This window comes from Streptomyces nojiriensis, assembly GCF_017639205.1.
GTDB lineage: Bacteria > Actinomycetota > Actinomycetes > Streptomycetales > Streptomycetaceae > Streptomyces > Streptomyces nojiriensis.
In genome coordinates, this window is the sequence record NZ_CP071139.1 from 333,355 (window position 1) to 348,188 (window position 14,834).

Sequence of the window (14,834 nt, forward strand, 5' to 3'; positions counted from 1 at the left end):
AAAGCGCAGATGGGAGGCTTGCCCTCTGCCTGGGCAAGCCTCCCCTGACCGATTGGGCAAGCCTGGCGGGGGCTGGGCAAGCCCCCTCGTGACCGGTCCGTGCAACTCTGGCGAGCCTCCCTGGGGGTGGGCAAGCCCCAAGATTCGGGTACGCAGGCTTGCCCAGAAGGCGGGCGCAAAGGACGGGTGACCGGTCGCTGAGGATCGGTCATGACCGGTGACCGATGGTGCCCAGACGGGTCACCGGTCACCGGGCCCGGCATCGGTCACCGCCTGAGTGTCGCTCGCGGCGGCCGACGGCGATGACCGGTGACCGCGGCCCGAGGGAGGGTCGGTCAGCTGCTGGTGACGGAGCGGAGGTGCGCTCTGCCCTGCTGCTGGCGCTGCTCCTCCAGCTGCTTCTGCGCGTCGAGCACGCGGCGCTGACCAGTCTTGGGCGAGACCCCGAGGCGCCGCGCGACCTCAGCTCCCGACAGCCGCGTGTTGGCGTCCTCGGCTTCGGTGAGCCATGCGATGACTTGCTTGATCTCACTCGGAAGCGAATCGTCGTCGGCCGGAACGTAGTGGGTCTGCTGCCTCGGTACGCGGACGATCGCCTCACCGGACGCGGCCACGTCGGCCACCCAGTGCTGCGCGTCCGGGCCCATCGGCGCCGCGAGAACGGTCTGCTCGAAGGAACGGCTGCCCGAGCGTCCGGCCGGGCTGGCAGCGGGCACAGAGGCCGTCGGTGCGGGGACCGCTCCGGCCGGAAGCGGTGCAGGCTCGACCGATGACTCGCCTGTGCTGCGGGTGCTGACCGGTTCCCCGAAGAACGGGTGCGGCTCCCCCGCGCCGAACGTCTGCTCCTCGTACGCCGGAGCCGGGGCGGCCGACTGGACGGCCACCAACTCGTCGTTCCCCGGCGCCCCGGCAGCCAGTACGGCGGCCGCCCGCTCCGCCACTTCGCCCGCTGCCGCCCGGAGCTCGGCAAGCACCGGCTCCAGCAGAACCTCAGGCACAAGGCCACAGGTGTCCCGGTCAGTCAGGCCGTAGTCCCGCGCAAGGAACGCCGCGAACTGCTCCGCAGACGCGATCGTGCCGTACTGCGCCACGAAGTCCCGCCCGGCCTGGGCCAGGTCGACGAGAACGGGCCCGGGCACCTCCTCCCAGATACCGGGAGTTGCAGCCACGGGCTTGACCGGCAATTCCGCTTCCAGAGCCGGAGCCGGAGCTGGCGCGGGGGTGTCCGCGGCGGCGGGCTGGCTGGCCGGCCGCAGTTCCGGAACCTCGGCCGAGGCCAGCCCAGCCGCGAGCTCAGGTACGGATGCAAGCTCGGGCTCGGGGCGAGAGAGCAGGATCGGGCTCAGGCCGGCTGCGGTCAGTCCCGCGGAAGCGGTCTGCGCGAGCGGGACGCCGATCCGGGCCAGCCGCAGCGGCATCAGCGCGTCCACCGGCGCCTTGCGCCGCCACCCGCGCCCGTACCGGGCCTGCATCCGCGCCTGATAAATCAGGCGGTCCTGCTCCATACCCACGGCCTGCTCGTAGCTGCGCAACTCCCACAGTTTCATGCGGCGCCACAGCTTGAACGTCGGGATCGGGGCGAGCAACCAGCGCGTGAGGCGGACGCCCTCCATGTGCCGGTCGGCGGTGATGTCCGCGATCCGGCCGACCGCGTGCCGGGCCGCCTCCACCGTGACCACGAACAGAACAGGGATCACCGCGTGCATGCCCACGCCGAGCGGGTCCGGCCACGCGGCCGCGCCGTTGAAGGCGATCGTCGCCGCGGTGAGCAGCCACGCGGTCTGGCGCAGGAGGGGGAACGGGATGCGAATCCAGGTCAGCAGGAGGTCGAGCGCCAGGAGCACGCAGATGCCGGCGTCGATGCCGATCGGAAACACCAGAGAGAAGTCCCCGAAGCCCTTCTTCAGCGCGAGTACGCGCACCGCGGCGTACGAGCCCGAGAACCCGATCCCCGCGATAGCCACGGCACCGGCGACGACGACGCCGATGAGTATCCGGTGCGTACGAGTCAGCTGTAGCTGCGCCACTGGCCTTGATCCCTCGTTCCTCGCGTTGTCGTTGAGGCCACCCTTGCATCGGGAGTTTGTGCAGGCAGGGGATTTACCTCGAATGGATGTTGGACACGGCCGCTGATGGGGAGCGGACGCCGTATTACGTCGTAATACGGCACGCTGGGCCGACCGGTCAGGTACGTACGCCGCTCGTATTACGACGTAATGGGCTGGGCGGGGCTGCCGCTGCGTGACGCAGCACATCTGGTGAAGCACAGTCAGTCCGCCCGTGTCATGGGCGCTGACGCGGCCGCCCGCGCCGGGACGACGGCCTTTCGGATCCCGTGCCGTACACACTTCTCGGTCCGGCATGCCCAAAGGCTTGCCCACCGCCCTCAGTACGCAGGTGGGAGGCTTGCCCTCTGCCTGGGCAAGCCTCCCGTGACCGATCGGGCAAGCCTGATGGAGAGTTGGGCAAGCCCCCTTGTGACCGGTCCGCGCAAACCCGGGCAAGCCCCCAAGGGGGGTGGGCAAGCCTCAGAGTGGGGTGCGGAGGTTTGCCCGCACGCGATGCCGACAGCGAGGGTGCGGTGGAGGGGTGACCGGTGGCCTCAGGTCGGTCATGACCGGTGACTGGCGGGGCACGGATCGACCACCTGGCCGGTCGGCCTCGGTCACGGACCGATCGGTCACGCCAAGGGACTACACGAGGAACCGCTCGCCGGTGACCGATGACCGGTCCCAGTACCCTGGGAGGGGTACTTCGGTCGGCGTCCGGTGGAGCACAGGTCCGCCCGGCCCCGCTCCTCGCGCCGTTCTTCCAGGTACCGCGTCGCGACCAGGACCTGACGCCGACTGGTCTTCGGGGAAAGCCCGGGCGCCGGCCGACCGCAGCCCCCGACAGCCTGATGCCGCCATCCCCCGCTCCGGCCGGCCAGGCGGCCACTTACTCGATCTCGTGCTGGATCGACCCGTCGCAGGCCCGGGGCATCGCCAGTCTGCCGCCTCGGAACGCGGGTCACCTCACCGCTCGCAGTCACATCGGCCAGCCAGCCCCCGGCGTCCGGATCGATCAGGCCGTAGTCGCGGGCAAAGGAGTCCGCCAGATCCGCGGCAAAAGCCTCCAAACCGCCGACGAGCTGGAGCTGTAGGTATCAGCTGAGCACCTTCTGCCGTTCCCCGGAAGACGTCCTGTTGACGACGGGGTCCTCGCTCGTATCGGCGGGAGCTCGCGGAACAGCAGCACGCCCTCAGAGACCCGGCGATACATGAACTGTCGCAACGTGGCCTTCAACGGCGCGTGCCCGTCCACGATCTGCCGTCCGGAATCGAAGCAGACCTCTTCCCCCGGCTGTCGCGTGGGAAGAGGTGTCATTCTCCGGAAGTGACCTGCCCACTGGGCCTGGCCTGCACAAACGGGCCGCCTGCGATTCCAGGGGTTCACACCTTCGGTCACATCCGCGGTCCCCCACCGGAAGCAACCCTCCAGACAACGGTCCAGCCCCGCTCCGGTGCAACCCCTCTCCACCGCCCGGACGCCGCCTGACAGTGAGGCGGCACATACGCCGCCAGCAGCGGGGATAAGGCCCCTGGGCCTGGGGCCGGGCCCGGCCCTCAGGTCCAGCGGCCGCCGCCGCTGGCCGGACGCGAACACTCCCCTGCCACGTGCCCGCCCGGCAGGACCACCGGCCGGCCCCGGCCGCGATGGTGCGTAGCACCGCATTTTCTCGGCGTCCTCGCCGAGTTCCTCCTTTCGGCCGGTGAGGCGTTTCTAGGGGGCGCGGCCGACCCGCGTCGGAGACGGCCATGCCCAGGCGGTGGACCATCGCCGCGGCCTGCGCCGCCTCCCCCAGCGCCTCGGGTGTGGCCGTCGGCCGGCTCGTCGAGGTCGCATGACGGGTGCCGCAGCGTCGACGTCGAGTCCCACGTCCAGGCGCGGCCGCTGGAACGGAGCGGTACCGGAAGACGAGGCGCAAGCCGCGGTCCGCACGGTCGCCGGGCAGCGCCACCGCGTACCCGACCAGGGTGCCGTCATCGCCGTGGCGCTCGCGTACGCGCAGCCCGGCACGGAGCCGCTCCAGGGAATCGGTGTCGCCGTCGACGAGGGCGGCCGCGGTCCGGACGGTGCGGTGCGGCGCGGCGCTGGGACTCCCGGGCGGTCTCGGCCAGACCTCGGCGGGCGGCCTTCTCCGCCTTCCCGGTGACGGGGCGGCGGCGCGCGGTGCGGTTCGGGGGTGACATCGGGGTGAGGCCTCGAGTCGTCCCGTGCGGGGTGTTGAACCGCCCCGCACGGGACTCGCCGGCGTGCCTCGCGGGCGCCGGCGTCGCGCACGGCGTGTGTCGTTACGCCGAACGGCGCCGTCGGGCCATGCCGTACAGGGCTCCGCCGAGCGTCAGGGCCGCGGCGGCGAGTCCGCCCGCGACCAGCGCGGTGGATCCGGTGTTGGCCAAGTTGCCGCCGCTACCGCCGTTCTGGACTGGGGTGTTGCCGGTGCCCGGGGCGGTGCTCGTGGAGGCCGAGGCCGAGGGCGTGGTCGAGCCGGACGGGCTCGGGGAGGTCGAGGCGGACGTCGACGGGCCGGGCTGCGGCTTGTCGGCCGGTGTCACGGTGATGGTGAGCCGGGCCGTGTTGTTGCCGAGGTCACGGTCGATGTCGGCGATCTTGAGCTGGCCGGGACCGCGGTCGGCCTTGTACCGGTACTCGCCGTGGTACGTGCCCGGCTTGACCCACGACTCGATCTTGAAAGTCCCCTTGACCGAGCCGCCGGTCCCTCCGAACACCCGGCGCCCCTCCGGGCCCGGGCGGCCGCCGACGAAGCTGATGCCGGGCGGCAGTACGAACTCGGTTTCCACCACGTTGTCGTCGGCGCCCGTGGCGGCGACCGACCCGGTTCCCTTGATCTGCCAGCCCGGGTTGAGCAGCACCTGACCGCCGGCCGGGCCGCTGCCGCTGGCCCCGGTCACGGTGAAGTCGGGCTGGTTCGCGGGGTTTCCGACCGTCACCTCGCGGCCCCAGAACCCCCACTCCTTGAACGGCTCGGACGGTGTGACCTTGATCGCCGCGGCGGTTCCCTTGACCCCGCCCTGCTGCGGCTTGTAAATCGGCTTGCCGCCCGGCGTCCAGGAGACGTAGAAGAGATCCCGCCACAGCTCCGGGGTCGCGGTGACGTTCAACCCCGTGTCGAGCCGGTAGTACTTACCCGGCTCGAAGGTGCCGGTGAAACTGCAGAACAGGTACTCGTCACGGTACTCCCGCACCGGGTCGACCTTGAAGTGTTCGCAGTTCGAAGGCCGCTCCTGAGGATTCAGTTCCAGGCCCGGCGGCAGGTGGACGCCCAACTCCGCCCCCTCGACGGGCTTGTCGCCAGCCACTTTGAAGCCCAGACGCAGGCTCTGCTTCTGGCCGTTCTCGACCGTGGTGTCGAGAAGCTCCTCGGAGGCGACGAGACCGCCGAACGGATCCTCCCGGTTGGCTTCAGGCCGGTTCGGGCCCTGCCCACCCACCGGGTTGGCCGGCGTCACCGGGCTCGGCGCCGACGCCGCCTGGGCAGTGGTCGCGACGCCCAACACCACCGTACCGGCGGCCAGAGCCGCCCCTATCCGCCGCGCTGCAGTGCTGTGCGTGCGGTTCAACCGCATCAAGATGGTCCCCCTCGTGTCACATGGGTCAGACGTTCGAGCACGCCCGACTCCTGTACGACCGACAGGGAGTCTGATCGGTTGCCCAGAATGATCAAGAAATCCGGGCGCGAGCCGGACCCGACTCACCCACGCGCGCTGCGAGTTCGCCGCCGCTCGGGCTCTCGTCGAAGAACAAGGATTCCCGTGGCGACGTCCTCACGATCCGGACCCACGAGATCGAACTGCCGGCGCTGAACGAACGGCACCGGCCTCTGGACGAACATGGGCAGGCCGGACCCCTCTTCACCCCTCGTCCGGCGAGCGCTCGAGGTCGCAGGTGCCGAGCGTCAGGTACCCGTCGTCGTGAGGCAACTCGCCGCTGCACAGACTGCAATGGCTCGCCTCCGAGATCAGGTCCACCAGGGCCCGCTTGAAGGAGAACACCGAGTGTGTCGAACGCCTCCGGAAGACGCCGCACTCGCCACGCCGACCACGCTTGACCAGCCTTTAGGGTTTACCCATGAGCTTGACAGCAGGTCACGAGGGAGGAGCCCTGCCCGGTCCGACGGCATCGGCGCGGGGCTGGCAGGCGCCGAGCGCGGTCGAGCGGGGGCTGTACGAGGCGAAGGCGTGCGGCGACTGGCCCGCGTACTACGACCTCGTCGCACGGGCCGACCTGTACATGATGCAGTCGCGGGCGTACGTCGACGCGAACGGGAGCAACACCCGCTTCCACCCCTACTGGAACCCGCAGACCCAGACCATGTGCCTGGCCGTCTACACCGGCGGCATGCTGCCGCCGCCCGTCACCGACCCGGTCTACAACTGCTACGACCTGGGCTGGTTCGCGGAAGTCTGGAACCAGAACGACCCGCCCTACCTCGTCGTCAACCCCGGCAGCCCCTGCGAGGGCGTCCTGCCGGCCGGGCCGGACGGCCGCGCCCTGTGGCAGCGTCACTCCGCCCCGGTCGAACGGCCGGGGCTGGCCCAGGACGTCGTCCACACCCTGGAGGTGGGCGGCCCCCTCACCGGCCCCGTCGCGTTCGGTCTCGCGGTCGGCGCACACATCAACGTGCACAACGGGCGCTACTGGAACTCGATGGCCTACCACGGCTGCGGCTACCGCGACGAGAAGCGCACCCTGGAACGCTGGTGGGGCGTCACCACCCGGGAGGACTGGCAGGACACGCAGGAACAGCTGCTGCGCGCCGGAATGGTCAGCGGGGTCTGGGAGTCCGTCCTGCAACTTCGTCGCGCCATGGCCCTGGACTTCGCGGGACCCGTCGACGTCGACCACTGGCGCCAGGCCGCGGAAAACGTGGTGCGCCGGCGCGCCGAAGCCGCAGCCGAACCCCGCCTGACCGAGGACGGCGTCACCCCGGGCCGCGCCGTCACCGCCGCGGAGCTGGAGGGCCAGGTGACCGGCCGTCAGCGGCTGATCGGCCGCATCGCCCGCTACGAGGCGCGGTTCCGCGCCGACGGCCTGCTGCCCGAGGGGGGCTTCGTCCGTAGCGTCGAGGCCTGGGACTACGGCCGGGCCTCAGGCATGGCCCGCTGGGGACTCGCCGCACGCCTGTGCTCCCTGCAGGAGGCGGAGGCGGCCGTGGTCCGGGCCGGCCGTCTCGTCCAGCTCAACTACCGTTCGTGGGAGGACTTCTCGGCCGCCTACATCCTGGGCCGCTGCCTCCACTTCGACGAGGAGGAGTTCGGCGAGTGGTACGAGACGGTCCTGGCGACCCACCGTGCTCTGACCACGGACCCGGCGAGCCCGTGGCGCACGCTTCCCTGGACCTGAGGATCCCGCCTCGGCACCACGGTTCGGCTCCCCTCAGGACTGGAGGAGGAGGGTGTACGGGCTGCTCGACAAGGCGTCGCGATCGGTGGAAGTGAGGCCGTGGAGCCGAAGTGCCGGGACAGAGCCCTGTTCCTCTCCGAGGAAGCCAGAACCAGGGGCTTGACCTCTGTCTCCCGGCCCACAAAGCCCAATTGGGTGGCTGCGTCATCGCACTTGCGGCATGGCAGGCCGTCAGGGTCGCGGGAGGGTGAGGAAAGAGTGGGGCGGCACGCCGGGACAGGCCTGCCGCTGCGGGTCTCCCTGCTGCGGTGCAGGCTGACGGAACGGATTGTCCAACAGACCTCCGACAACGGAGTTCGGTGCTGCCGGGCCACTGCGCCGCTCAGACCCTCCCAACGTCCGCACAGGACTCCGTGACCTTGACAAGAACGATTGGGCATCCTTACCGCGCTGCTCGCGGCCTCGGGATGCGCCACCGTCCACCCCGTTCCTGCCTCAGCGATTGCAGTCAAGTACGACCACGTCGTCACCCATGCCGATGACGAGGCTTTGGCCGACGGCGGTCATGCACTGGGCCCGCGTCGGCAGCGCGACCTTCTCCCGGAGCCGGACCGGAGCGAGATCCCAGACGTGGACCGTACCGCTGCCGTCCAAGGTGACGGCGTCCGTACGGTCGTCCCGCTTGGTGCAGGCCACCGCGAGAACTCCTGACGGGTGTCCCGCAAGGGTGGACCGCAGGGTGCCGTCCGTCAGATCCCACACTTGTACTGCGGTGTCGTTCCCGCCCACGGTCAGCGCGTGGGGACGGCCCTCCAGGACGGTGCCGGCGAGTGCCCGTATCCAGTGGTGCCCTGTGTGGACGGTGGCGGTGACACGTCGGCCCTTCTCCGTGAGCCTCCACAGCCGCAGTGCGGCGTCATCACTGCCCGTGAGGAGGTGGGGGCGGCCGTCGACGGTGACGGGCTCCATGGCCCGCACCGCCGACCGGGTGCGGTCGCTGTGGAGCGGGTGCACCACGTCCTCGTCCAGATCCCACACGCGTATGGTGCGGTCCTGGTCGGAGGTGACCACGTGGGGACGGCCGTTGACATCCGCCCACGCCGCGGTCTCCACCCGGAGGTCGGAGCCGGGAAGGTCCCGAAGCCCGGTCCCTGCGGCGAGGTCCCAGACCCGGGCGACGCCGCAGCAGCCTCCGACGGCAGCGTAGGGGCTGTCGTGGACTCTTGTGCACGACAGCGCCTCCACACGGTGCCCGTGGGGCAGGGTGCCCCGTTCCGTCCCATCTGCCAGATCCCAGACCCGTATTGTGGTGTCGCCTCCGGTGACTACGTGCGGACGACCGTCGATCTCCACGGCGTCCACGGCCTGTACGGTCCCGGTGTGGCCCTTGCGTCCCGCGGCCAAGGCGACGTCACCCAGGTCCCATACGCGCGGGGGCGCGGAATGGCCGCCGCTCACAGCGTACGGGCGCCCGTCGATCTCCGTGCTGGCCAGCACGTCCACATAGCCGTGGTGTCCGGTCAGGACGGCGCGCTCCGTGTCCTCGGTCAGATCCCACACGTGCACCGTGCAGTCACCACCGGCGGTCAACACGTGGGGGCGTCCGCCCAGGTCGAAGCAGCTCACGGCAGCTATCCACGACGTGTGCCCGTCCAGCACAGCGCGCTGCGAGCCGTCGGCCAGGCACCAGACCCGTGCCGCGTGTTCCCCGCCGCTCCCGGTGATGGCGTGGGGGATGCCGTCGATCACCGTGCAGGCCACCGAGTAGACGGCCGACGTGTGACCGGTGAGCACGGCCCGCTCGACGCCGTCCTCCAGGTCCCACAGCCTCACCGTGTTGTCATAGCCCCCGGTCACGGCCACGGGGCGGCCGGCGACCTCGGTGAACGCCACCGCTCGTACTTCCTCGGTGTGGCCGGGCATCCGCGCACGTTCCGACCCGTCGACCAGGTCCCACAGCCGGACCAGGCAGTCCTCTCCCGCAGTCACGGCATGCGGACGGCCGTCGATCACCGTGCAGCCCACCGCGCGTATCCAGCCCTTGTGACCTGCGAGGGCGAACCGCTCGGCCCCGGTATCCAGATCCCACACCCGTAGGCTGCCGGAGCAGGTTCCTGTGACGACATGGGGACGCCCGTCGATCTCGACGCAGTCCAGTGCGTAGACCCCGCCGTCCTCGGTGATGACAAGGCGTTCGGTTCCATCGACCAGGTCCCACACACGGACGTTCGCGTCGTAGCAGCCGGTCACCGCGTGGGGACGCCCGTCGATGACAGTGCACGCGGCGGCGTCCACACCCAGTCCCGTCTTGGTGAAGCGCAGCGCTGGATAAACCATCGTGCCGGTCGCCCAACGCGGCCGCCACGGGCGGCCGCGAGACAGCTCCCGGGCGAGGCCGATCTCACCGTGGCGCGCGGCGTCGACGGCGAGGACGTCCCGTCTTTCGGGCAGGGTCGCGATGGCATGGACGTGGACGGATGCCCGGTAAATACTCCGCCGCACCGTCTCCTGGGACGAGCCTGGGATGTTGAGCGCGCGGAGCAGCCCCCGCGGGGCCGCGTGCACCATGTACTCGGCGTCCTCGAGTATCTCGTCCAGGGCACCGGCCGCGGCGGCGTGCGCGGCGAGATGGTCGACGATGTACGGTGCGGCAGCCAGCCAGTCGCGGTGCCCGCTGTCCCCGTCAAGGGGCACCTCGGCCAGCAACGCGCTCGTGACCGCCCGTTGCGTCTGCCGTTCGCCCGACCGAGCTCCCCGGGCACGCAACCGGTAGGCCACACCCTCCGGTGTCTGCGTCTCGACCAGGAGTTCGCCCGCCCGGTCCCGGAACGCGCTCACGTCCTGAGCCGTCCACGGTGACCCGACAGGGCACGTGCCAAGACCGCCCACAGGGCAAGTGGCAGACCCTCGCCTTCGGCGAACGCCAACGGCCGCAACAGCGCGGCTTCGACGTCGGAATCCAGCGTCGGCCCGACGTCCCTGTTACCGTTCGCCATCGCCACACGCTCCTCGCAGCCCGTTCACGACCCCGTCCCTCCCCACTGCGGGTGGACGGGTCACCAACCTGGCCACGGATGCTACAGAAAGCCACTGACATTGATACTCGTACGCGGGTTCCTGAGGTCGTGGCTCTGCCACTGGCTGGCGCCCTGCTGGGCTGTCTTCGGGCTGTACCGTCCGGCCGCCGGGGCCCGTTCCAAAGCGTGCGTCCGCTGCCCGATGTCAGGCCATGAAGGCCAGCAGCGGCCTGGGTCTCACCCACGCGGTGATGGGGGGTAATGGAGGTAGCGCACACGATCCCGGAGCCCAGGGACCAACGGGCCAACGGGCCAACCGCCAGCGGCGCGGAAGCAAGGGCGGCCGTCCGACCGGGTCCGACATAGAGATCTACCGGCGCCGCAACGAAGTGGAGCGGACGATCAACCGGCTGAAGATCTTCCGTGCGGTCGCGACCCGTTACGACAAGCGAGCCTACGTCTTTCACGGGACGGTCACCGTCGCCTCGATCCGGCTCTGGCTGCGCACGTGAGCCTCGGTCGCCGCTACTCCAGCATGCGTTCCGCGTTATCCGGAACCCAGGGAAAGGGCACGTCGGGCCACCGTGTCGAGACCCACGCGTCGAGGTCGACGGCGAGAACGGCATCCATGAAGGCATGCGGCGGTCTGTAGCCGTGGGCGGTGACGTAGTGCGTGATCAGGAACGGAGCGGCATAAGCGATGCCGGGACCGCCCGGAATCCGCACCTCCCCGTTCCCTTCCGGAGCCTCATCCTCAGGACACAGGTCGCACTCGTGCACCCCGAGGCAGACATTCATCCACTGGACCTCCTGGACAGCCTTCAGCTTCTCCACGAACACCGTGGGGACCGTCCCTGTCGAGTACGGCCTGCCGGCTTCCAGCCACCCGATGTTCAGGCGGGTGTACGCCGGGCGGTACGAGAGCGCGTAGAAGCCCGACGCTCTGTCCGTGAACGCATCCTCGTCCTGGTAGTCGTACTCGCTGAGATCTTCGTAGAACACCCGCACATCATCGCCGCACCGCCCGTTGACGCCCACGCGATTCCACGACCCATCGGACACGACCTGGACGGCCTGGTCCCGGCACTGAGCTGACGCCGCCCGAAACCCCCGTCCTCGGGCGGCGTCAGCTCAGTGCCGGGATCGCGAGAGGCCCCCGGTCGTCGGCGGGGGCTCCGGTTTCCCGTCCCCTCACCGACCCTCCGGCGCCCACTCTGCCGAGCCCCGGAGCACCGCGCATTGGCCTGGCGTGCACAGTGTCTTGACGGAGAGTCGCCCCGCCGCCCGCGCCCCGGGGCCCGGCTCTTGTTGCGCGAGCCGCTACGGCCGGTGTAAACCCGTGATCATGCTGCCCGAGAGAACGTTCCGCAGCGCGGAACTAGCGCCCGCCGACCGTTTCGAGAGCTGGCGGGCCCTGATGTCGGAGACGCATGCGCCCATGGAGATGCGCAGTGAGCACGCCGCCGACTTCTGGGTGAACCAGCGCGTCATCTCGCTCGGCGGGATCACGGTCTATCCGATGGAATGCCGTCCCCTGACCTTCCAGCGGACACCGAAGCTGATAGCGAGGTCGGACCCCGAGGCGTTCCACCTCTCGCTGATCAAGCGCGGGGCGGGAGCGGTAACGCTGGGCAAGGACACGGTGGTGCACGGTGTGTTCGACATCCACACCAGTGACACGTCACGGCCGTTCGAGATCAGTTCCGGCCCGCATTCCGTCGAGATCATCGGGGTCGAGGTACCCAAGGCGCTGCTGCCGCTGTCCCCGCATACCGCCGGCCGGGTCATCGGCAAGCGCATCTCGGCCCGGGAGGGAATGGGGGCCCTGCTGGCCACCTTCCTCAACCAGGTGACCAAGGACAGCCGGTCCTACCGGCCGGCCGAGGGCCCGCGCCTGAGCGGCGTACTGGCCGATCTCGTCGCCTCGCTCTTCGCCGGCGTCCTCGAAGCGGACCGGTCCTTGACCCCGGAGACGCACCGGCGCGCCCTGGCGCTCCGTGTGATGGCCTTCATCCGGGACAACGCCGACGATCCGCTGCTGGACGTCCCCGCGATCGCCGCCGCCCACCACATCTCCGTCAGCTATCTCCACCGGGTGTTCCAGCAGGTGGGGGACGGGGCGACGGTCGCGGCCTTCCTTCAGGGCCAGCGGCTCGCGCGGGCACGCCAGGACCTGGCGGACCCGCTGCACCAGGAGGTGCCCGTGCACGTCATCGGCGCCCGGCGGGGCTTCCGGCACGCGTCCGCGTTCAGCCGGGCGTTCCGCGAGGCCTACGGCCTGCCGCCTGCGGCCTTCCGCGGGCAGGCCCGGGCGCAAGACCTGGCCGGGGCGGACGCCTCCTAGACCTTCTCTTCCGGATCTTGCCGAGTGGACTCGCAGACAGAGAGGGCTCGCGCGCTGGCTGCGGATGTGGTCGGCCGCCGGGCTTTCGGGCTGAAGGTAAAGGAGCCGAAGGTGCCCTTCGCCGCGAGGAACAGCCCGTCTTCGTCGGCGGCGGCCAGCGCGTCCAGGCGCCGACCCGGCAGGCACACACACACGATCCGGCCGTCGGCCCCAACTGCCGGATGCCGCCGTTGGCGTCCCCCCACCAGGACGCCGTCGGCGTACGGCGGAGGGCCGACCACCATCCGCCGATCCGCCTCGACTGACCACGTTGACGTCCCGTTGGTGGAATCCACTGCCTGACCACCTCCCTCGGGGCTTGTCGGCCCCCTCTTCCAGGGTCCGCCAGACCAGCCGGAGGCGGCTCTGCAGGATGGCCATCGCATCATCCACCCGGGGGCAGCGGGCCTGTCGGAGGCGCCCTGCGGGGCGTGTGCGGCACGGTGGCGGCATGCGTCGCTGGTCCCTGCCCCTGCTCCTTGTCGCGCTGCTCGCGGCCTCGGGATGCGTCACCGTCCATCCCGCCCCTACCCGGCCCGCCGGGGCCTCGCCCGTCGCGGTAGCGGAAGACCGCAAGCACCCCGTCGACCCCCGACCCGCGCGACCGGACACGGGGGTGGCGCTGCTCGTCTCTCCCATGCTCGAGTCTGCGGCCGCACCTCCGGCCGGCGACGCCGTTCCCGAGGCCGGTCGACCCCGCCCCGGTCCGCCGTGCGCCCCGCTGCCAAGCCCAAGCCCAGGAAGGCGAAGGGGCCGAGGCGTACGCCCGCACCGCACCGCCCGGTACGCGCCCCAGGAGCGGGGGGCCGCGGACATGACGGAGCTGCGCCGCGCCGCGCACGGCGTTGCCAGCCCCGCCGTGGCCGCGCCCTGCCACCAGACCTACGTGTGACCGTGCACCGCAGTTGGCCCCGCTGGACAGCTCTGATGCACCATCACAGCCCGGTTGCTGAGAACAGGGAGTCCCAGAAGACCGCTTCCGGGTCGGGTTCTTCTGGGTGGAGCATGCAGCGTCTGCAGCGCAGGAGTCCTGGTTCGTTGGTGCCGGAGGCGGCGTTCATCCATGGCAGGGACTCCATGGCGTGTGCGCGCTTGTCGTCGGCGAGGGTGTCGACGGTCTGGCGGAGTTCCTCGGGTGCGGATTGGTCGGTGAGGCAGAGCCAGCCGACCGCCGCCGCCAGGCGCGCTTCGGGAGCCTCCGTCCGGTCGTGCCACCGTTCGCGCAGCCACGTGACGCTCGGCGGGTGCGGGTGGGCCCGGGTTATCTCGGCGGTGGCCAGGAGCAGGGCGGCGCGGACCATGGCGTCACCTTCGGCGGCGAATCCGTTGGTCAGGGCGGTCCGGATGGTGTGGTCGGGGTCGGCGGCGGTCGCCAGGACGTAGGCGGCGTCGACGCGGACGGTGGGGTCGGATTCTCCGAGGAGGGGCAGGAGTGCGGAGGTGTCGGTGGTGATCGCGGCTCGGGCGGCGGCCACCGACCAGCCGGCCGGGTAGCCGGTCACTTCGTAGCCGTAGTCGTCGTGGGTGTCGGGGGCGTCGAGCCGGGGATCGTTGCGGTGGAGGAGGAGTTCCTCGCGGGAGGCGACGCCGTGGTGCCTGGCACGGGCGGGGCCGGAGAGTACGGCGAGGGCGGCGGCGCGGTGCGGGTGGTGGGCGTCGATGGCCAGGGGGATGAGGAAGGGCACGGCGAGGGCGGCGGCGGCCCGGCTGTCGTTGGCGCACAGGCCCCACAGCACACCCGTCGCGTCCATTCCCGGTTCGCCGTCAGTGCGCAGGTGGTGAACGGCCTTTCGGGCGTCGTGCCCATGGGGGAAGTTGCCCCACGGGACCGCATCAAGGTCCAAGCCCTGTCGGGGTTCGGGCAGGATGCCGGCCACCACCGCCCGCACGTCGAACGGGCCGCCTGAGAACGAGGCCAGGTCCGCCCCGTCCGCCACTTCCCGGCACATCGCGAACGTCGGATCGGTCCGCCAGTCCTGCACACCACACCCCCACCGTCGAACCCCCGGAACTTGATCATGACCGGT

10 protein-coding genes and 1 pseudogene are annotated in these 14,834 nt (G+C 70.7%); 3 read left to right on the forward strand and 8 right to left on the reverse strand.

What is annotated here, in order from left to right; translation table 11 throughout:
* Positions 1-335: 335 nt before the first annotated feature.
* The 3 genes from JYK04_RS01740 to JYK04_RS01750 all read right to left on the reverse strand — a co-directional run bounded on the left by JYK04_RS01740 (position 336) and on the right by JYK04_RS01750 (position 6,056).
* A complete protein-coding gene (locus JYK04_RS01740; protein ID WP_189747698.1) occupies positions 336-2,027 on the reverse strand; it encodes a DUF2637 domain-containing protein in 1,692 nt (563 codons plus the stop codon).
* Positions 2,028-4,334: 2,307 nt separating this feature from the next.
* Positions 4,335-5,624: a hypothetical protein gene (locus JYK04_RS01745; protein WP_189747700.1), complete on the reverse strand. Its 1,290-nt coding sequence runs from the start codon at positions 5,622-5,624 to the stop codon at positions 4,335-4,337.
* 291 nt (positions 5,625-5,915) lie between these two features.
* Positions 5,916-6,056 (reverse strand): hypothetical protein, encoded by a 141-nt coding sequence (locus tag JYK04_RS01750; protein ID WP_189747702.1) that lies wholly within the window; start codon positions 6,054-6,056, stop codon positions 5,916-5,918.
* A 76-nt stretch (positions 6,057-6,132) separates the two neighbouring features.
* Here JYK04_RS01750 and JYK04_RS01755 point away from each other — a divergent pair, with 76 nt between their 5' ends.
* Positions 6,133-7,407 carry a DUF1266 domain-containing protein gene (locus JYK04_RS01755; protein ID WP_189747704.1) on the forward strand — a complete coding sequence of 425 codons (1,275 nt, stop codon included), beginning with the start codon at positions 6,133-6,135 and terminating at the stop codon, positions 7,405-7,407.
* Positions 7,408-7,902: 495 nt separating this feature from the next.
* Here JYK04_RS01755 and JYK04_RS01760 read toward each other — a convergent pair whose 3' ends face one another.
* Both JYK04_RS01760 and JYK04_RS01765 read right to left on the reverse strand, forming a co-directional pair.
* On the reverse strand, positions 7,903-10,245 hold the full coding sequence (locus JYK04_RS01760; RefSeq protein ID WP_189747706.1) for a WD40 repeat domain-containing protein: 2,343 nt from the start codon (positions 10,243-10,245) through the stop codon (positions 7,903-7,905).
* Positions 10,242-10,403 (reverse strand): hypothetical protein, encoded by a 162-nt coding sequence (locus JYK04_RS01765; protein WP_202186014.1) that lies wholly within the window; start codon positions 10,401-10,403, stop codon positions 10,242-10,244. Before JYK04_RS01765 ends, JYK04_RS01760 begins: the two co-directional genes overlap by 4 nt.
* Positions 10,404-10,691: 288 nt before the next feature.
* Here JYK04_RS01765 and JYK04_RS42285 point away from each other — a divergent pair.
* A pseudogene (locus JYK04_RS42285) lies at positions 10,692-10,936 on the forward strand (IS5/IS1182 family transposase); the annotation flags it as partial.
* A gap of 13 nt (positions 10,937-10,949) precedes the next feature.
* Here the strand turns inward: JYK04_RS42285 and JYK04_RS01775 are convergent.
* On the reverse strand, positions 10,950-11,426 hold the full coding sequence (locus JYK04_RS01775; protein ID WP_189747708.1) for a DUF7919 family protein: 477 nt from the start codon (positions 11,424-11,426) through the stop codon (positions 10,950-10,952).
* A gap of 343 nt (positions 11,427-11,769) precedes the next feature.
* On the opposite strand from JYK04_RS01775, the gene JYK04_RS01780 reads away from it, so the two are divergent.
* Positions 11,770-12,768, forward strand: a complete 999-nt coding sequence (locus tag JYK04_RS01780; RefSeq protein WP_189747710.1) for an AraC family transcriptional regulator — start codon at positions 11,770-11,772, stop codon at positions 12,766-12,768.
* Here the strand turns inward: JYK04_RS01780 and JYK04_RS01785 are convergent.
* On the reverse strand, positions 12,765-13,103 hold the full coding sequence (locus JYK04_RS01785) for a hypothetical protein (protein WP_189747712.1): 339 nt from the start codon (positions 13,101-13,103) through the stop codon (positions 12,765-12,767). The two genes, JYK04_RS01780 and JYK04_RS01785, sit on opposite strands and share 4 nt — an antisense overlap.
* A gap of 639 nt (positions 13,104-13,742) precedes the next feature.
* Positions 13,743-14,789, reverse strand: coding sequence for a hypothetical protein (locus JYK04_RS01790; RefSeq protein ID WP_229876921.1), 1,047 nt, complete (start codon positions 14,787-14,789; stop codon positions 13,743-13,745).
* Positions 14,790-14,834 lie beyond the last annotated feature (45 nt).